Annotated in this window: 18 protein-coding genes; 10 read left to right on the plus strand and 8 right to left on the minus strand. The window is 51.5% G+C overall.

Annotated elements, in window-relative coordinates:
- Positions 1-62: 62 nt before the first annotated feature.
- The 4 genes from AC5E51_RS01235 to AC5E51_RS01250 all read right to left on the minus strand — a co-directional run bounded on the left by AC5E51_RS01235 (position 63) and on the right by AC5E51_RS01250 (position 5,264).
- On the minus strand, positions 63-884 hold the full coding sequence (locus AC5E51_RS01235) for a Tim44 domain-containing protein (RefSeq protein ID WP_297533223.1): 822 nt from the start codon (positions 882-884) through the stop codon (positions 63-65).
- The gene (gene metG, locus AC5E51_RS01240; RefSeq protein WP_297533222.1) at positions 884-2,983 is read right to left on the minus strand and encodes a methionine--tRNA ligase; all 2,100 of its coding nucleotides are present in this window, start codon (positions 2,981-2,983) and stop codon (positions 884-886) included. Before metG ends, AC5E51_RS01235 begins: the two co-directional genes overlap by 1 nt.
- A gap of 109 nt (positions 2,984-3,092) precedes the next feature.
- Positions 3,093-4,379: an HlyC/CorC family transporter gene (locus AC5E51_RS01245; protein ID WP_273091456.1), complete on the minus strand. Its 1,287-nt coding sequence runs from the start codon at positions 4,377-4,379 to the stop codon at positions 3,093-3,095.
- 84 nt (positions 4,380-4,463) lie between these two features.
- Complete coding sequence (locus AC5E51_RS01250; RefSeq protein ID WP_301377989.1) at positions 4,464-5,264, minus strand: cytochrome C assembly family protein; 801 nt, start codon at positions 5,262-5,264, stop codon at positions 4,464-4,466.
- A 173-nt stretch (positions 5,265-5,437) separates the two neighbouring features.
- Here AC5E51_RS01250 and ffh point away from each other — a divergent pair, with 173 nt between their 5' ends.
- Together ffh and AC5E51_RS01260 are read left to right on the plus strand one after the other, a co-directional pair.
- Positions 5,438-6,844 (plus strand): signal recognition particle protein, encoded by a 1,407-nt coding sequence (gene ffh / locus AC5E51_RS01255; protein WP_297533220.1) that lies wholly within the window; start codon positions 5,438-5,440, stop codon positions 6,842-6,844.
- A 189-nt stretch (positions 6,845-7,033) separates the two neighbouring features.
- Positions 7,034-7,453, plus strand: a complete 420-nt coding sequence (locus AC5E51_RS01260; RefSeq protein WP_068440633.1) for a secondary thiamine-phosphate synthase enzyme YjbQ — start codon at positions 7,034-7,036, stop codon at positions 7,451-7,453.
- 16 nt (positions 7,454-7,469) lie between these two features.
- On the opposite strand, the gene AC5E51_RS01265 is transcribed toward AC5E51_RS01260, so the two are convergent.
- Complete coding sequence (locus tag AC5E51_RS01265) at positions 7,470-8,183, minus strand: hypothetical protein (protein ID WP_068440630.1); 714 nt, start codon at positions 8,181-8,183, stop codon at positions 7,470-7,472.
- Positions 8,177-9,055, minus strand: coding sequence for a hypothetical protein (locus tag AC5E51_RS01270; RefSeq protein ID WP_301377988.1), 879 nt, complete (start codon positions 9,053-9,055; stop codon positions 8,177-8,179). Before AC5E51_RS01270 ends, AC5E51_RS01265 begins: the two co-directional genes overlap by 7 nt.
- 303 nt (positions 9,056-9,358) lie before the next feature.
- Between AC5E51_RS01270 and AC5E51_RS01275 the strand changes: the two genes are divergently transcribed.
- A complete protein-coding gene (locus AC5E51_RS01275; RefSeq protein WP_301377987.1) occupies positions 9,359-10,054 on the plus strand; it encodes a cupin domain-containing protein in 696 nt (231 codons plus the stop codon).
- Between the two features lie 27 nt (positions 10,055-10,081).
- Positions 10,082-10,477 (plus strand): hypothetical protein, encoded by a 396-nt coding sequence (locus AC5E51_RS01280; RefSeq protein ID WP_301377986.1) that lies wholly within the window; start codon positions 10,082-10,084, stop codon positions 10,475-10,477.
- Between the two features lie 43 nt (positions 10,478-10,520).
- Here the strand turns inward: AC5E51_RS01280 and AC5E51_RS01285 are convergent, their stop codons facing one another.
- Positions 10,521-11,636 (minus strand): NADH:flavin oxidoreductase, encoded by a 1,116-nt coding sequence (locus tag AC5E51_RS01285; protein WP_491777976.1) that lies wholly within the window; start codon positions 11,634-11,636, stop codon positions 10,521-10,523.
- A gap of 205 nt (positions 11,637-11,841) precedes the next feature.
- On the opposite strand from AC5E51_RS01285, the gene AC5E51_RS01290 reads away from it, so the two are divergent.
- The 6 genes from AC5E51_RS01290 to AC5E51_RS01315 all read left to right on the plus strand — a co-directional run bounded on the left by AC5E51_RS01290 (position 11,842) and on the right by AC5E51_RS01315 (position 17,798).
- Positions 11,842-12,348, plus strand: a complete 507-nt coding sequence (locus AC5E51_RS01290; RefSeq protein WP_491777977.1) for a DUF3087 family protein — start codon at positions 11,842-11,844, stop codon at positions 12,346-12,348.
- A gap of 82 nt (positions 12,349-12,430) precedes the next feature.
- The gene (thrC, locus tag AC5E51_RS01295) at positions 12,431-13,840 is read left to right on the plus strand and encodes a threonine synthase (protein WP_273088439.1); all 1,410 of its coding nucleotides are present in this window, start codon (positions 12,431-12,433) and stop codon (positions 13,838-13,840) included.
- A 91-nt stretch (positions 13,841-13,931) separates the two neighbouring features.
- A complete protein-coding gene (locus AC5E51_RS01300; protein WP_297533214.1) occupies positions 13,932-14,399 on the plus strand; it encodes a DUF2947 domain-containing protein in 468 nt (155 codons plus the stop codon).
- 62 nt (positions 14,400-14,461) lie between these two features.
- Positions 14,462-15,238 (plus strand): ATP-dependent zinc protease family protein, encoded by a 777-nt coding sequence (locus AC5E51_RS01305; RefSeq protein ID WP_491777978.1) that lies wholly within the window; start codon positions 14,462-14,464, stop codon positions 15,236-15,238.
- A gap of 20 nt (positions 15,239-15,258) precedes the next feature.
- Positions 15,259-16,791: an inactive transglutaminase family protein gene (locus AC5E51_RS01310; RefSeq protein ID WP_491777979.1), complete on the plus strand. Its 1,533-nt coding sequence runs from the start codon at positions 15,259-15,261 to the stop codon at positions 16,789-16,791.
- Entirely contained in the window at positions 16,788-17,798 is a 1,011-nt protein-coding gene (locus tag AC5E51_RS01315) for an alpha-L-glutamate ligase-like protein (protein WP_491777980.1), read from the plus strand. The genes AC5E51_RS01310 and AC5E51_RS01315 overlap by 4 nt, the downstream gene beginning before the upstream one ends.
- Here the strand turns inward: AC5E51_RS01315 and AC5E51_RS01320 are convergent.
- The gene (locus AC5E51_RS01320; protein WP_301377981.1) at positions 17,751-18,590 is read right to left on the minus strand and encodes an HDOD domain-containing protein; all 840 of its coding nucleotides are present in this window, start codon (positions 18,588-18,590) and stop codon (positions 17,751-17,753) included. The two genes, AC5E51_RS01315 and AC5E51_RS01320, sit on opposite strands and share 48 nt — an antisense overlap.
- Positions 18,591-18,599 lie beyond the last annotated feature (9 nt).

The following is an 18,599-nucleotide window of genomic DNA, read 5'->3' on the forward strand; positions in this document are numbered from 1 at the left end:
ACTTTTCTGGTGGTATAAAAAAACGCCGGACGAACCGGCGTTTTTAAGCGAGAAGCTAAGCATTACTCAGCTTCAATACCGACAACCAACCAGGGCGCATTGTCGTCACGGAGGTCGCGTTCAAGATGCCATACATCGAAGATACCATCTTCAGATTTTTCCAGATCATCTTTGCAGCGGCCACGGAACAGAACACTGATTTCGCGGTGGGTTGGCGTCTCATCAGCGCGCACAATTTCTGCGTTAAGGTCCAGAATTTCCGTCTTTGGCGGAACCATCAGACGGTTGCGTTGAGCGGCCAGTGCATCGTACAGCTCAGGGCTAACATACTCACGAATCAGGTCGAGGTTGCCGTCGTTCCAGGCTTGTTGAACAAGGTGATAGTGCTCCAGTGCGCCTTGTGTGAAGGCTTCTGCATCAAAGTCAGCAGGCAACGACATAGGTTGATCAGGAGCCACGGTTGCACTCGCAGTCTCGTTCGCTGACTGAAAGCTCTGATGAGTTGCCGGACCGTGCGCCGCGGCGGCTGCCTGGCGCTGCTGAGCTTGCCCGGCTCCACGCAGAAGGCGAATGATGACGAACGCAGCAAGACCCAGCAGAAGGATGTCCATAATCTGAATGCCTTCGAATGCGCCGCTACCCAGCAGATAAGCGAACAGACCGCCGGCCAGCAGGCCGCCCATCATTCCACCCATCATACCGCCTCTTGAAGGGGCAGCCTGAGTGTTACCTGAGGTCTTGTCTGATTGCTTTGCCGGTGCGCTGCGCTGCTGTGTAGGGAAGCTTTTACCAAAGCCGCCGCTACCAAACCGTTTCGCGTGCGCTTCACTCACTACACCTAAGGTCAGCAGCATGGCCGACAATACCGTGATTAATGCTTTCATTACATTACCCTCATGCCCGGTTGGGCGCCGTCGTGCGGTTCAAGTAGGTAGATTTCGCTGCCGCCAGGGCCGGCGGCAAGCACCATGCCTTCTGACAGACCAAACTTCATTTTACGCGGAGCCAGGTTCGCGACCATTACAGTCAGTTTGCCTTCCAGGTCTTCTGGCTTATAGGCCGCTTTAATACCTGAGAATACGTTCCGGGTTTCGCCATTGCCAATATCCAGAGTCAGCTGCAGAAGTTTATCTGCACCCTCAACATGGTCGGCTTTGATAATGCGGGCGATACGAAGATCGACCTTGGCAAAGTCCGGGAACTCGATAGTGTCGGCGATTACTTCGTTGCCGTCTTCTCTGAGCTCAGGTCCTTTGTTTTTTGCCTTTTTCTCAGTCTTCTTGTCTGTTTTCTGATCTTTAGCAGTTGCAGCTCCACCGTTCTCTTTTTCGAGTTCGGTTTTTGTTTCTTCCAGAATGGCGGTGACCTTGTCCATTTCGGCACGGGCCAGCATTGGCTTGAACTTATTGATCGCATGGCCAGTCAGGATGCTGCGGCGATCTTCCCAACCGAGTGATTCAAGGTTCAGGAAGGCTGCGGTTTTTTCAGCAAGTTCAGGCAGCACGGGTGACAAGTAGGTCATCAACTGACGGAAAAGGTTCACCGCAACGGAGCAAACTTCGAGTACTTCCTGTTCGCGGCCTTCTTCTTTCGACATTGCCCATGGCGCTTTTGCCTGAATGTATTCGTTAGCGCGGTCGGCTAGTGTCATGATTTCTTTCATAGCACGACCAAATTCGCGTCTTTCGTACAGCTCGGCGATGTGATCACCTGCGTTGATAAAATCATTCACCATGGCTTCTTCAGCACAGCTCTCGCTGAGTACGCCACCGGACTTCTTGATGAAGTTCGCGGTGCGGCTGGCAATGTTAATCAGCTTGTTCACCAGATCCGAGTTAACACGTTGTACGAAGTCTTCGAGGTTGAGATCGAAGTCATCGACGCTGCTACCCAGCTTAGCCGCAAAGTAGTAGCGCAGATACGTGGGATTCAGGTGGTTCAGGTAAGTACGGGCCTTAATGAAGGTGCCACGTGACTTAGACATCTTGGCGCCATTAACAGTCACAAACCCGTGAGCGTTGACCGCGGTTGGCGTACGGAAGTCTGCAGCTGACAGCATGGATGGCCAGAACAGCGCGTGGAAGTTAATGATGTCTTTACCGATGAAGTGATAAACCTCTGCATCGGAATCCGGCTTCCAGTAATCATCGAAGCTCAGATCATCGCGGCGATCACACAGGTTTTTGAAGCTTGCCATGTAGCCGATAGGAGCGTCGAGCCAGACGTAGAAATACTTGCCGGGTGCATCTGGAATTTCAAAACCGAAGTAAGGTGCATCACGGGAGATATCCCACTCCTGCAGGCCCGAGTCGAGCCACTCTGACAACTTGTTAGCGACTTCGTCCTGTAAGGTGCCAGAACGTGTCCATTCTTTCAGGAAGTCCTGGAAGTCGGGCAGCTTAAAGAAGAAGTGCTCCGACTCTTTTTCTACCGGAGTGGCGCCTGAGATAACAGAGTATGGCTTTTTCAGTTCGGCAGGGGTGTAGGTCGCACCGCAGACTTCACAGTTGTCACCATATTGATCTTCGGCATCGCACTTAGGGCAGTTACCCTTGATGTAGCGATCTGCCAGAAACAGCTCTTTAACGGGATCATAAAGCTGTTTGATGTTGCGGGTAGCGATATGGCCTTTGTCGCGACATGCTTTGTAGATAGTCGCAGACAGTTCCCGGTTTTCTTCACTATGAGTGCTGTGAAAATTATCGAACGCGATCTGGAAGTCGGCAAAATCGGTTTCGTGTTCTGCTTTTACGCGTGCAATCTGCTCTTCTGGCGTGATGCCTTCTTTTTCTGCACGCAGCATGATAGCTGTGCCGTGGGCGTCATCCGCACAGACATAGGTACACATGTGTCCGCGCGCTTTCTGAAAGCGGACCCAGATGTCTGTCTGAATGTATTCAAGCAGGTGGCCAAGGTGAATGGAGCCGTTTGCGTAGGGCAGGGCACTGGTAACTAATATTTTGCGAGCGTTCTGATCGGTCATGACAATTCGTTTCGGTGGCTCTGAAAAAGTGGGGTCATATTGTAGCGGCTCCGCTGGGGCAGTTATACCCCAGCGGCATAGGCGGACAGTTGCAGGTCAGAAAAAACCGTCAGTCGTCTTCCCGGATATTCGGGTCAATCGTTACTTTGGCGCTGCGTATCGTATTGTCTTTGATCTGCATGATTTCAATACGGTAGCGGCCAATGCGAAGGCAGACGGGCGATTCAGGAATGTGCTCCAGGTATTCGACGATCAGGCCGCTCACGGATTTCGGCCCATCAATCGGCAATTCCCAGTGCATCGACTTGTTTACATCGCGGACGAACGCGGTGCCATCAATGATGAAGCTGCCGTCTTCCTGCGGATGAACATCCGGTGAGCTGGCTGCAGCAACATCGGTCGTAAACTCGCCGACGATCTCTTCGAGAATATCTTCCAGAGTACAGATGCCATGAACATCGCCATATTCATCGACCACTAGTGCAATGCGACGCTGATACTTCTGAAAGTTAAACAACTGGGTATGCAGAGGCGTGCTCTCAGGAATGAAGTAAGGCTCGCGCGACAGCTTTTCAATGTCTTCTTTCAGGTATTCACCGGATGAAAGAAAGCGGCTGATATTCCGGGTATGCAGAACGCCGACGACGTTGTTGATGTCTCCGCGGAAGACAGGCAGACGCGTGTGTTGCGTGGTGCGCAGTTGCTGAATGATATCACTCAGAGGGTCGTCGAGATCGATACCCACCACCTCGTTACGCGGCACCATAATGTCGTTCACCGTCATCTTCTCCAGATCAAGAATGGAGATCAGCATATGCTGGTGACGTTTCGGGATCATAGAGCCTGCTTCACGGACAACGGTACGCAGCTCTTCGGTACTCAGGTTATCTGGTGTCGCATTGGCGACGTCGACACGAACCAATTTAAGCAACCAGTTGGCAATAGTATTAACAAACCACACCGCTGGATGAAGAGCCCATTGCAGCCACAAAAGAATCGATGAGGCCGGGAAGGCGATTTTCTCCGGCGCAATCGCTGCCAGAGTCTTCGGTGTCAGTTCTGCGAAGATAAGTACAATCAGGGTGAACAGAATGGTGTTTACGAACACCGCCAGGTCCGGGTTGTCCGGCCATAGCCGCTGGCTGATGATGGTTGCTAAGGCAGCCGCAGCAAAGTTCACCAGATTGTTGCCAGTGAGAATGGTGCCGATCATCCGGTCTGGCTTCTCAAGAAGCTTAACTGAGCGCATGGCTCCTTTGTGCTTACTCTTGGCGAGGTGGCGCAGACGGTAGCGGTTGAGAGACATCATGCCGGTTTCAGAGCTTGAGAAGAAACCTGACAACACGATTAAAAGAGCAAGTATGCCGAAGAGCACACTTAAGGGAACGTCGTTCAAGACGGTGTCCTATAACTGATACGATTCCGCCATCATAGGCACTGACGTTAGGGTGTCAAGCGGCTGGCTGACCGGTCTGAAGGCTCAGGCCCGGTCGAGCACATACTCCAGTACAAACTGAGTACCAAAGTAGGCGAGAATCAGAAAGCCGGTGCCGGTCAGAGTCCATTTGCTGGCGACGGGGCCGCGCCAGCCAAAGCGGTATCGACCGAAGAGCAGAGTCGCAAAGACAATCCAGCCGACCAGTGAGAATGCCACTTTATGGATCAGGTGTTGACTGCTCAGGCTCTCAACGGCTGGCAAGCCAACAACGAAAGAGGCGGTCAGCAGTAGCATCGCCAACCACAGAATTTCGAATAACAGGGCATCCATGGTCTGCAGCGGCGGTAGGGAGCGTATTAGGCCCCGGGTCTGATGCTTCCGCAGGTTTCTGTCCTGAAGAATAACCAGAATTGCCTGCACCGACGCGATGGTGAACAGGCTGAAGGCAACGATCGATAGCAGTATGTGCCAGATCAGCGCGTAACTAAGGTCGGTTAACAGTACCTGATGCTGGATCACAGCCGCCAGTACGGCGACAACCGCCCCCATCGGTAGCAGGCCAGTGAACAGATTGTCGACGGGTTTGCGCCAGGCTGAAAACAGAAGAAGCAGGGTAATAATCAGTGCGATCAGCGAACCGACCTGAAACATGGCCATATTGAGAGCATGTTCACTGACCAGCGTGACAGACAGTGATGCCAGGTGCAGAAGTGCGCCAATTGATGCAAAGCCCAGCAACAGGCCTCGCTGTGGTGCTTTGCTGCCCTTGATGACAAGTAGCTGGCGCAAAGCGGCAAACAGATAAAAACCGGCAGCCGGTACTGCCAACGCTAATGCTGTCATGAAACTTCCCCAACACGAATAGCGCCAGTGTCGCATAAGGGGCCACCTCAAGGAAGTGCAATCATGCCAGCCCGGGCTACTTGTAAAGCTGCAGTGTTGCAGCATTGGGAACCTGAGGGGCAACGCGGTATACTCACCTACTTATTTATTTACCGTCAGACAGAGTCATCAAGATGTTTGAAAGCCTTACCGACCGCTTGGGCAGTGCCTTAAAAGGCATTACTGGCCAGGCGAAGCTGACCGAAGAGAATATCAAAGGCACCATGCGTGAAGTGCGCATGGCGCTGTTGGAAGCCGACGTGGCCCTGCCGGTCGTAAAAGATTTTACCGCGCAGGTCAAAGAGCGTGCTGTCGGTACCGATGTACTGAAGAGCCTCAACCCTGGTCAGGTATTCCTGAAAATCGTCCATGAAGAACTGCAAAGTGTCATGGGCGAAGCCAACGAAAAACTGAACCTGGCGACACAGCCTCCAGCCATCGTGATGATGGCGGGTCTGCAGGGCGCAGGTAAAACAACGACCGTTGGTAAGCTTGCGAAGTATCTTGCTGAGCGCGAGAAAAAGAAAGTGATGGTGGTTTCTGCGGACGTGTATCGTCCTGCGGCGATCAAACAGCTTGAAACTCTGGCGAATGAAGTCGGTGCTGGCTTTCACCCATCGACGGCAGATGAAAAACCGATCGATATCGCTAAAGGCGCGATCGATGCTGCCCGCCGTGGTGCGTACGATGTTCTGTTGGTGGATACCGCGGGTCGTCTGACAGTCGATGAGCAGATGATGGGTGAGATCAAAGATCTCCACGCTGCTATTACGCCGATTGAGACTCTCTTTGTCGTCGACGCGATGACAGGTCAGGACGCTGCGAATACAGCCAAGGCATTTAATGATGCCTTGCCTCTGACCGGTGTTGTACTGACCAAGGCAGATGGTGATGCGCGCGGTGGTGCAGCTCTGTCAGTGCGTCATATTACGGGTAAGCCGATCAAGTTTATGGGGATGGGCGAAAAGACCGACGCGCTCGAGCCTTTCCACCCTGACCGTGTTGCTTCACGTATTCTCGATATGGGTGACGTTCTCACCCTGATCGAAGAAGCAGAACGTAAGATCGATAAGTCGAAAGCCGACAAGCTTGCCAAGAAACTGAAAACAGGCAAAGGCTTCGATCTGGAAGACTTCCTTGATCAGATTCAGCAGATGAAAAACATGGGCGGCCTGACAGGTATGCTGGATAAGCTGCCGGGTATGGGTAACCTGGGTGCTATGGCCAAGCAGACGACCGCTGCGGAAGGCCAGTTTAAGCAGATGGAATCCATCATTTTCTCTATGACCCTTGATGAACGCCGCTTCCCGGACAAAATCAACGGCTCACGCAAAAAGCGTATTGCAGCGGGTTCTGGTACGCAGATTCAGGATGTGAATCGCGTTCTGAAGCAGCACAAGCAAATGCAGAAAATGATGAAAAAGGTCACGGCCAAAGGTGGCATGAAGAAAATGATGCGCGCTATGGGCGGCATGGGAGGACCAGGTGGTCCGGGCGGTGGTGGTATGCCGCCGGGTGGGATGCCTCCTATGATGCGCTAAGCAGCTGGCCCGAAGCTAGCTGCGTTGCAACAACTGTGTTGCAGAGTTTTCCGGAATGCTCACGTATTACAATACGCTCCGCTTCCATAAAATTCTGCGCCATGTTGTTGCGGCCTCGCTGACGCTTCTTCATTTCATAGATATATCCCGCTCCGAATATCACTTATTTTCTGACACAAGGTGTCGCCTATGTGGACCCAGAAAACCATCCAGTTAAAAGCTCGCGCTCGCGGCTTTCATTTAATTACCCGTGAGATTGAACAGGCGTTGCCTGAGCTTGCCGATGTTTCCGTTGGTCTGCTTCATGTGTTTATTCAACACACCTCAGCGTCTCTGACAATTAACGAAAACGCTGACCCGACAGTGAGAGTGGACTTTGAAGAAGTGTTCAGCCGGTTGGTGCCTGAAAATCAGCCATACTACAAACACAATGACGAAGGCCCTGACGATCTGCCCGCCCATATTAAATCCAGCTTACTTGGACCATCTCTTACCATTCCAGTGACGAATGGCAGGCTCGCTCTGGGGACTTGGCAGGGAATATACCTGTGCGAGCACCGTGATTACGGTGGTAGTCGTCGGTTAGTACTTACTCTGCAGGGAGAGTAGTGCCGGAATCGAATGATCAGGCACTTTCAGTTGTTCTGGCTTTGTCGATCTGAGCCTGAATCTCTGGAGAGAAGTCGATGCGGATGGATTTGATGAAATCGAAAAGGTCGTTTTCAGCCTCAAGTAGCATGGCGTCGCTATGCCCGTCGGGTAGCTCAAAGTTGTAATCCCCTGTGTCTCCTTCAATCATCAGCAAAGTATTTGAACTAAGCGGAGTAACGAAACACAGATCTGGTGGACCAAGCTCAGCATATCCTGTACGCATATATGCCCAATGGATACCATTTGATTTAAGTTCCACGGCTTCATCAATTGAACTCGGAAATACAAAAAAATCTGGATTGAAATCATTTTCAATCAGTTTTTCTTTAAGGTGATCTCTTATCTCTATTAAGTAGCGCTTTGCATCATCCACGGATAGCCTTGTCACAGTGGCACTCGCTTTACTGACCTGAAAGATTTGTACCATGAGATGGGTAGAAGATAGTTCTAAACCGGAGCTCTTCCGGTAGTATTGAAAAGAACTCCTCATAACACGCTTATAAGACATCCAGTCTTCTGACGGTACATCGTACGTTGCATGGTCCGACAGTGAGCCAATTTCTGTGTCACAGGACTTGGTTTTTTCTATGCTCGCAGTCGGAACAGGGATGTATATGCTGGCAACGTCCGTAGTGAACGTGAATATTACCTGGTCCGAGAAATCTGGTCCTGTAAGAAGTTTTACCATGCCAGTGTCCCAGTTAAATTCTTAACGTATTCAATAAAGCTGGATTTTATGCTTCCAGTACTTGAGTTGTAGTTTGAGAGGGCCGTGTTTGAACCTGATCCAGCTTTGGCCAATGCCTCCTTCAGATCGGTATTAGACGAACTTATTTCTGATGATACTTTTGCCGATGCCAGCGCTCTTTTATTATCGGTGAATTTACCCTCTATTTTGGCACCTCGGCGCTGAAATGCATTAACGACCTGAGCGGTGTCAGCGACGGGGTTTGTCAGTATAAAGTGGTGTTTATCTAGTAGATTGGGTAAGTGCTCTACGGCTAATTGCAGTAACTTAACCGTGTCACCCTCGATCTGCCATTTTATCGGTTTACCATTACTACGGTGCTTCTGTGTTTCACTTAATACACTAGCAAGCTCTTTCGCAACCACGGCCGGGCGCATGGCTCTTGAATCCGGTGTCATCCATAGCCCCATCTCATTCTCAATCGCAGCTGGAATATAGAAAAAATTAAAACTGTTTGGAACCTCCCAGCCGTCAACCCCGGCAAGAGTTTGAAGTACCCTTGCTGCCCGCGTTGCTTTTGCATGCGCTTTGATAAAGCCTTGCTCGTGTTCAGCAATTTTCGTGAGTACCTCAGCTGATTTACCTTCAAAGCTTTGATATAGCCCAGCTTGGTCTTCACCTTCTTCAGAAGCCCGTTGAACACCTGTGATATACACCCCGGCAGGAGTTTGATTGTCTTCAGAGCCTTGATGAATCTGATAGTAAATCGCCAGCTTGCCAATACTCTCCATATATTCGAATGGCGTACCTGTGTTCTGGTTGGCAGTGACATTGCCACCTAAAGCGCCCAGCTGCTCAATTTTGGAGGTCATTTGTAATGCGCTGGCTTCATCCGATTGAAAGGCATGAGCAAACAAAGGCGCCAGAGCAGCGTCGATAAATACTTTGCGGCCTCGGTTGGTATTGGTGTTCTTTGAAAATGGAATAAACTGGCGTGTGTCGGCTTTGCTGCCCAGAGTGTAGGCGAGTTTACGGCGGTGATGTACGATCATTGACACTATTGAGGCTCCCTGTCAGCTTTGCTGTCCTATTGGTGTGCAAGAATACCAGTCGGTCTGGCCCCAAACAACACACACTCAGGATTCGTTGGACGTTTTTTTGCAGAGCAACTTCTTATGAGACTGTTAAATTACGACACTCTGGATATCGTCGGTTTTGCGGGCGTGAGAGAACGCATTCTGGTGATGGACTCGCGTCAGTTCGGATATCAGAAGCGTGAGGATACCTGGGAGGGCTTGGGCCAGTTAATGTATCTTGCGCACGCGTACTTTAAGCCGGGTGGCAGCACTGGGCGTCATCAACACAGCGACATCGATATTGTCAGTATCGTTACCCGCGGGCGTCTTCATCATGAAGGCTCGGCAGAGGTACAACCGGATAGCGTAGCTGAAGACAGTACTCAAGGCTTAGTCGAAATTAAAGCCGGGCAGGTTATGGTGCAACGCTCGGGAAAATCCGGTTTTATGCACAATGAAATCAACCCAGATGCTGATATTGTGGGTATGGTACAGCTTTGGCTTCAACCGGCAGGTAGCGTTTCCGAGAGGGCGAGCCAGACTGTCATCGATGTTGGTCGTGGCCTGACAACTGTGTATCAGGGTATAGATACCGAACTAAGTATCTCTTGTCTCATGGAAAAGGAACTGCTGTCACTTCAGGACGGCTGGCTTTGCTACTTATTTCAAGGTGAACTGGAAGCAGGAAATCATACGATTCTCCGCGGCAGTCTTTTCTATCCTGATGAAGGTGAGTATCTGGCCAAAACCGATGACACCCGATTACTTATAGTTAAATCTGTTTTAGCGGAATAATGACTCCCAGAAATAATGAGGACAACAATGTTCAGAACTCTATTGATGCTATGTGTGTGTATTGTACTCACAGCCTGTAGCGGCACACCTTCAGACACCCTGATTGAAGAGTCTGTTGCACAGCAGAAGACAGTCAGCAATATGATTCGCGTGGTAAGTGTAGAAAAGTTAAATGGCTGGAAGGATCAGGAGTTTTATGTAGCCGATGTCCGCTATGAGTTGGAATTTCTGACCGACTATAAAACCTTCAGTGAGTCTTTAAAAGACGAAACCCCAGATTCTCTGGTGGGCAGTTTCTTTAACGGTTTCGGGTTGCTTGCACTATCAATGCAATATGGGAAATTCGAGAAAGGGCAGAAAGTAACTGAGCGAGCCGAATTTCGTTTTCGTGATACTGAAAACGGCTGGCAGTTGGCTGATTAAATGAGGTGCAGCATCACGACTCTGTGATGCTGCTCTGATGAACTTATATTAATTCCATCAATGCTTTCTTACTGTAATCCGTCAGTTCGTCAAAGCGACCTTCACGAACTTTTATAACCCACTCAGGGTCTTGCAGCAGGGCACGGCCTACAGCGACGAGGTCAAACTCGTCATTGCCCAAGCGCTCGGCCAGTTCATTAATGTTGCCGTGGGCAACGCCCGATGCATCAATCATGTCGCGTTTATCTTCATCAATAAAGCCGGCATTCAGACCCACACTGCCGACAGTAATCGCAGGCTTTCCGGTCAGTTTTCTGGTCCAGCCAGCAAGATTCATATCAGAACCTTCGAATTCTTTTTCCCAGAAGCGACGAGTAGAGCAGTGGAAGATATCAACGCCAGCATTTACCAGCGGCTTCAGGAACGCATCAAGCTCTTCCGGCGTATTGCACATGCGTGCGCTGTAGTCTTGTTGCTTCCATTGAGAGAAGCGGAAAATAATCGGGAAATCAGGCCCGACCCGATCACGGATTGCCTGAACGATTTCACAGGCAAAACGGGTACGTGCTACCTGGTCACCACCGTACTCATCATCGCGCTGATTTGTTCCTTCCCAGAAGAATTGGTCGATCAGGTAACCATGAGCGCCGTGAATCTCAACCGCATCAAAGCCAATGCGTTTTGAATCTTCAGCGGCTTGAGCAAAGGCTTCGATGACGTCGTTGATATCGTCTTTTGTCATTGCGAAGCCGGTTTCGCGACCGGGCTTGAACAGGCCCGATGGACTGTAGCCGGGCACGGATGGATCAGGCTCGGTACCTTCTTTGCGGACAGCGCCCACGTGCCATAGCTGAGGAGCGATTTTGCCGCCCTTAGCGTGCACAGCGTCTACCACTTTCTTCCAGCCGGCTAAGGCTTCTTCACCGTAGATAAATGGAACGCGGGCATAGCCGTTTGCGCCTTTATGTCCGACACAGGTGCCCTCGGTAATGATAAGACCGACTCCGTTTGCTGCACGTCGTTCGTAATAGGCGACGTTCAGGTCGTTAGGCACGTTTCCCGGCGAGTAGGTGCGGGTCATGGGCGCCATGACGATACGGTTGCTGAGTTCGAGCTTGCCAAGCGTTATCGGTTGAAACAGTGCATCTGTGGTACTCATGAGGGCTCCGTTTTTTGCTGTTATCGGTAGTGAGTGATGGCACTCTGACATTGGACTCTAACACTGCATTCCCGCCCGGTATCGAGCTATTTGTGCCATATAAGAGTGAGGTGATCTGAAAAACACTGTTGCGAATGCGTTCGGGGCGGTTACGATGCCGGCGTTAAACAGAGAGTTAACCGGACAAGTGTGAAACTGAGAAAATATGAAACTGAAAAAAATCGACAAAGCACGTTATCAGGAGCGTCGTTCACGCATCCAGTGGGCAATGATCGCAGGCTTGTTCGCAACGAGTCTGGGGTTCGCAGAATTATACCGTTATATTTTTGTCGGCGGAGAATCCAGTCTGGCGCTCAATGCTGCGGGGGTGGCGACCGGCGTAGCCATCGTTACTTTCGTGTTGTTCAGGCTTTGCGATACGCCGTATTTCGATGAGGTTAATTATGTCTGGAAGCTTAAACAGGAGCTGAACCGGATTTATCGTAAGACGAAACCATTGGATCAGGCGCTGGAAGCGGGCAGTCGCGACGCGTTGATCATCAAGTTGTACAGCCTTGAGGGCTCGCGTCAGGTATACGATCTTGATGACAACACTCTGACGATGTCTGAGCTTGTTAAACAGTTGGATGAGTTGAAATCCCGCATTGAAAACGAGACGCCGGGCGTTACCCATGACGACTACCGGCCCGAACTGTTAGAGCGGCTGTCGTGACCGCCGCGCGGGTGCGCAACGCTGTCAAAGCATGTAAACTACGCGCAATTTTCTGAGCACCAGTTTAGGTTCTACAACCATGATGAAATATATCTCCACGCGCGGTAATGCGCCGGAACTTACTTTTGAGGATGTCCTGCTGACAGGGCTGGCGTCTGATGGCGGCCTTTACGTACCAAAGGAAGCACCGCACTACACGCTTGAAGAGATCGAATCATGGCGTGACCTGCCATACACCGAGCTGGCGCATAAGATTGTTTATCCGTTTGTTGAAGGTTGTGTTGATTCAGATGCCCTGAAAGGCATGCTCGAAGACGTATACAACAACACTAACTTCGGTCACAAGGCGATTGCTCCGCTGCAGCAGCTGGATCATAACGAGTATGTTCTTGAGCTGTTTCACGGTCCGACGCTGGCGTTTAAGGATTTCGCACTGCAGTTGCTTGGGCGCTTGCTTGATTACGTGGTAACGCGTCGTCAGGAGAAAGTCGTGATTATGGGTGCGACGTCGGGTGATACCGGTTCAGCGGCCATCGAAGGCACCAAAGCCTGCGACAATGTCGATATCTTTATCCTTCACCCATATGGCAAGGTATCAGAAGTTCAGCGTCGCCAGATGACGACCGTTGAAGGTGACAACATTTACAACATCGCCATCGAAGGTAACTTCGATCAGGCTCAGGACATGGTCAAAGCCAGTTTTGGCGATCAGAGCTTCCTTCGTGGTGAGCGCAAACTGGTTGCGGTCAACAGCATTAACTGGGCACGCATCATGGCCCAGATCGTTTACTACTTCTATTCAAGCCTCAATCTGGGCGGTCCTCTGCGTCCGATGGCGTACTCTGTGCCGACCGGTAACTTCGGTGATATTTTCGCGGGTTACATGGCGCGTAAGATGGGTCTGCCGATCGAGCAGCTGATCATTGCTACAAATAACAATGATGTACTGCACCGCCTGATGAGCAAGAACCAATACGAAGTTCGTCCTCTGAAGCATACGATCACACCTTCTATGGATATCGCGGTGTCCAGTAACTTTGAACGTCTGTTGTTCGACCTGTACGACCGTGACGGTGCCAAGCTTGCTGGCCTGATGGCGAAAATGAATGCCCGTGATGATGTTGTCTCTCTCGACGAAGATAAATTGGCGAAGGCTCGTGAACTGTTTGACAGTCTTGCGGTCGATGAAAAGACCACGGTTGAAACAATGCAGCTGGTCTTTAACGAGACAGGCTATCTGCTTGATCCGCACACCGCGATTGGTGTTAAGGCTGCGCGTGAGTGTCGCCGTAACCCGAATATCCCGATGATCACGCTCGGTACTGCGCATCCGGTGAAGTTCGAGGATGCCGTAGGCCGTGCAGGATACGAGATGCCAGCGCTGCCACATCACCTGACGGATCTGATGGAGCGTGAAGAGCGTTTGTCAGTATTGCCAGCAGATCTTGAAACGGTACAGCAGTTCATCGCCGACAACACGTTCCGCGACTGATCAGAAATATCCGTATTGAGCGCCGTCGTTTGGGTATCGGCCAGCGGCGGCGTTTTTGTGTCAGTTGTCTACGAATTACACAGGAAGGCTTATGGAATATCAGTTACTCAGTGAGTACCCACAGAGCTGGATTTTTCGTCACCGGGAGTTGCCTGTGCCACAGGAACTACTGGATGATATCCGCCCTCTAAGTGAGTCGTCAGCACTGGCATTCTGGCGTCAGCAGATCAGCAAAGAGGCGACGCATGCGGCGCACTTCATGAATGATGACTGGCCGAACCGGAATGGAATCTGGCATGAGAAAGCCGAGTGGCAGCCTCGTTGGGAGTCTGATGATAACTCGCTTCCAGAAGAACTCGATTTCGGTGACTGGGAAAATAACACCACGGTGTTTTTCTGCTACGACTGCCACAATGTCATCCAGACGACCTGGGGCACGTTCAGGCAATGCTGGAAGAACTTTCTGTTCTACGACGACGAACCTCTGCTGCTTGGCCGCCGCCGAATGCAGGTAGCGCGCTTCCACTCTGATGGCACCTTTGAAACAGGTGTTCGATGAACGGAAACGGGTGTTTGGTGAGTGATTCCGATCATTCCGTCGTGAATAAATTCTGTGATTAAATGCTGACTTCTGTTTTACCGGGAATACGTATGCGCTTTTATGCGGTAGTCATTGTTGTTTTCTTAACATCTTTAACCGGGTGCGCTCACTGGCCCAGTGCTGAGCACCGTAATGTTACCCTTGATGGCGTTGAGGTGTTGTTAGAGCAATACTGCCAACCCGTGCAGAGTAGTGATTCAGATTTTGATGACATGCAGCAATCGCTAAAGGAGCAGCAGCAGCGCCTAGAGACCCTGGCACACTCGATCGATCGCCTGGCTCAGCGTCCTGTCTCTCAGGTGCCTCGCCCAGCCCCTGCTCCGCAGTGCCAACCCGCACTGATGAAAGCGACAACGGATGCTGATAATAAAGTCGTAGTCGGTGCTACTGAGTGGGTATTCCTGTCGCCTCCCGGGCGATACTTGTCGGCCAGGGTTGATACCGGAGCGGAGACATCCTCCATCAGTGCACGCAATATCGTGCGTTTCGAGCGCGACGGTAAGCGCTGGGTCTCATTCGATCTGGATACGGGCAACGCTGATAACGACATTCATCTTGAAGTTCCGTTGGAGCGAAACGTGCTTATCCGTCAGGCATCCTTTGATGACGTCGACCGTCGCCCGGTGGTTGTCTTTGATGTGAAACTGGGTGACAACCTGCATCAGCCGACTGAATTCACGCTTGCTGACCGTTCACGGATGTCTTATCCGGTGCTGCTTGGTCGCTCCTTCCTGAAAGACGTTGCCGTGGTCGATGTCGGTCAGGAATTTATTCATCCCCGTTCTAAAAAACGCTGAAACACTCAGGTCGCTAATTTATGAAACCCGCCTCTACTCTGAGCTTTTATACACTGATCGTATTATTGCTTCTGGCTGGGGTCTCTTTGATTCTGCAGCGTCATTGGGTGTACGAAGTTCCTTTAATTCACGGTGAAACGCAGACGGTCTGGTCGGTTGAAGCACTGGTCGAGTTTGAAGCCGGGGATCAGCCTGTGAAGGTGTCGATGGCGCGGCCCGCTGATCAGCCGGGCTTTACCTTGCTGCGACAATCTGGTGCTTCGCCGGGGTATGGCCTTAACTTCGTAGACGGCCCCGACCCCCGCGCAGAGTGGACCATACGTCGCGCCAGTGGAATTCAGCAGTTGTACTTTCAGGTGGATGTGCTCGAGTCGGATATGGCTCAGTCTGAAGTTATCACTCCGCCAGTATTGATGGAACCTGACTGGCAAGAGCCATATCGTAGCGCCATTTACCGGCTCTCAAAAGACGCCTGGGACGCATCGTCGGATAACTTCAGCTTCGCCCGCGAGCTGATTAAGCGTCTGACGGAAGAAGAGTCGCCGCAGCATATTCAGTTGTTGAAGCGTGCATACAACGGCCGTTTGCCGAATCTTCTGGCAGAAGTACTGAATAATTCGTCTGTGCACGCCAGTGTCGTCTATGGCCTGGAGCTGGAAGACCGCCGTCGTCGTCAGATGCTGACGCCGTTACTGCGCGTCTGGGACGGTGACACAAGCAAAGTATTCCGCCTCTACGAGATCAAAGATGAGCGCCCTCTGGCTGGCGATGAAGAAAAGCCACTCTTACTCTGGGAGCAACGCGGTGCGCCTGTGCTTGATGTGATTGGTGGTGAAAATTCGCGAATTCGTTTCTCGATGCTGCGTCGCGAAGAGTCGACCTACTCGGCGTTGAATGACAGTCTGCCGTTGCAGTCCTCTTTGCTGAATTTCTCAATACATAGCCTGCCGGTTGCTGAGCAGGCGATGTTCAAAACTATCCTTCTGTTACCGGTGGGCGCTCTTGTAGTGTGCTTACTAAGAATTCTTGTGGGCATCCGGACCTCCGGAACTTTTATGCCTGTTTTGATTGCTATTGCCTTTATGCAGACTTCGCTCGGCACCGGCATCGTCGGCTTTATTCTTGTTGTTGCCGCAGGGCTGGTGGTGCGGGGTTATCTGTCCCGCCTGAACCTGCTACTGGTGGCGCGAATATCCGCGGTGATCATATCGGTCATCGCGATCATCAGTCTCTTCAGCGTGCTGTCATACAAGCTAGGGTTAACCGAAGGACTGAAGGTGATGTTCTTCCCAATGGTGATACTGGCCTGGACGATAGAACGTATGTCGATCCTTTGGGAGGAAGAGGGTGGCCGCGAGGTGATGATTCAGGGCGGTGGTAGCCTGATCACCGCCGTACTGGCCTACGGGGCGATGCAGCATCCATTGATTCAGCACCTGACGTTTAATTTCATGGGTGTCCAGTTCATCGTACTGGCGTTGATACTTCTTCTGGGTTCATACACCGGGTACCGGCTGTTTGAGCTGCATCGCTTTGCGGTACTCAAGCGTTGAAGTTTTTACCGTCACTTATTGCCCCGTGGGCACTGTCCCGCTTTGGTATGCTGGGGATGAACGAGCGCAACCGACGCTACATTGGTCGTTATAACCCACGTAGCCTGTTCCCACTGGTGGATAACAAACGTCTGACCCGTACCACACTCAGTTCGGCGAATATTCCCATGGCTGCTCTTATCGGGGTGGTCGATCAGCAATCTCAGGTGAAAAAGATCGCCAGCCTGGTTGAGGGGCATCAGGGGTTTGCGACCAAGCCGTCGAAGGGCAGTGGTGGCAAAGGCATCCTGATCGTTACGCACAAAGACGGTGATGAGTGGGTTAAAGCAAGTGGCGGCAGGCTGACTGTCGACGACCTGAAACGCCACGTTTCTAATATCCTGTCGGGCTTGTACAGTCTTGGCGGTGCAGCGGATGTGGCACTGATCGAGTCCCTGATCCATCAGGCACACCATTTTGATGACTACACCGTTGAAGGTGTCCCCGATATACGGGTTATCGTTTGCCGAGGATATCCGGTCATGGCCATGGTCAGACTGTCGACTCACGCGTCGGATGGCAAGGCGAACCTGCATCAGGGGGCTGTTGGTGTCGGTATTGATATCGCCACGGGTGAAGCTCTGGCAGCCGTTCAGCACGGCCAGTTATTAGAGAATCATCCGGACACGGGTAAGCACCTTGGAAAGCTGGCTATCCCTGACTGGGAGGCTTTGCTGGTGATGGCTTCCCGCTGTTATGACGTAACCGGGCTCGGCTATCTGGGGATTGATATCGTCGTAGACCGTGATCATGGTCCGTTGTTACTGGAACTGAATGCACGGCCGGGGTTGGCCATTCAGTTAGCAAATAATGCCGGTCTGTTGCCGCGTTTACGGCGTCTGGACAAACTGACGGCTGCGGATACGCGTCTTCCACCGGAAGAGCGCGTGAGACGCAGCCGTGAGTGGTTTGCTGATGAATCAGTCTTCGATAAGACTATCCAGTCCGGAGTGAAGCTCGCCAAGTGACGCCAGGTCACTGTAGGCTTTGTTCACATTCATACCGATTTTGTCTGCCACCTGAAGAGGGAAGCCGGCAACGATCTCATCTTCCGATAAGTTCTGGTCATGGGCCCTTTTCAGGTACCTGGCGATATAAATGATGCCCGCTTCTTTACTGTATTCTTCAGAGTTCTCAGGCAAGTACTGCTGGGCAATAGCGTTCTGAATGATTTCCGGGAATTTCCAGCGCTTGGCCAGTTCAGCACCTACATCGGCTGAGTTATAACCAAACTGACCGTTTTCTAATGTATGACGCTTCGACGAGCTCATGGCTTCAGTCTGGTCGATACTGGCGGCCTCTTTCGGGTAGAACATGCGGATAAGCAGGTTACCGACCGAATGCATCATGCCGCAGGTGAAGGCGGTGTCTTTGTCTACCTCGGGAGTAAATCCTGCAATCCACTTCGATAGTTCAGCGATGCTGAAGGCGTTTTTCCAGAAAGCATTCTGGTCGAATCCTTCGATTTTTGAGAATGCGCTGGTTACCCCGGATGCCAGCACCATAGTGCGCAGTGTGCCGAAGCCAAGAAGCATGACAGCATCCTGTGGCGTAGCAACAGTGCGTGGTACACCATAATGTGCAGAGTTCGCAAGACGGAGGACTTTGGCAGTCAGCGACTGGTCTTTAGCTACTTTGCCGCTGATGTCATCGATGTTCAGGGAGTGCTCGTCTCCTCTGAAGCTTTCCATCAGTTCCTGAACGACGCGGGGGATATGTGGGAGCTGCTTAGGTTCAGCGAAAATTGAGGCCATGTTCATAGTTATACT

Source organism: Thalassolituus sp. (assembly GCF_984348125.1).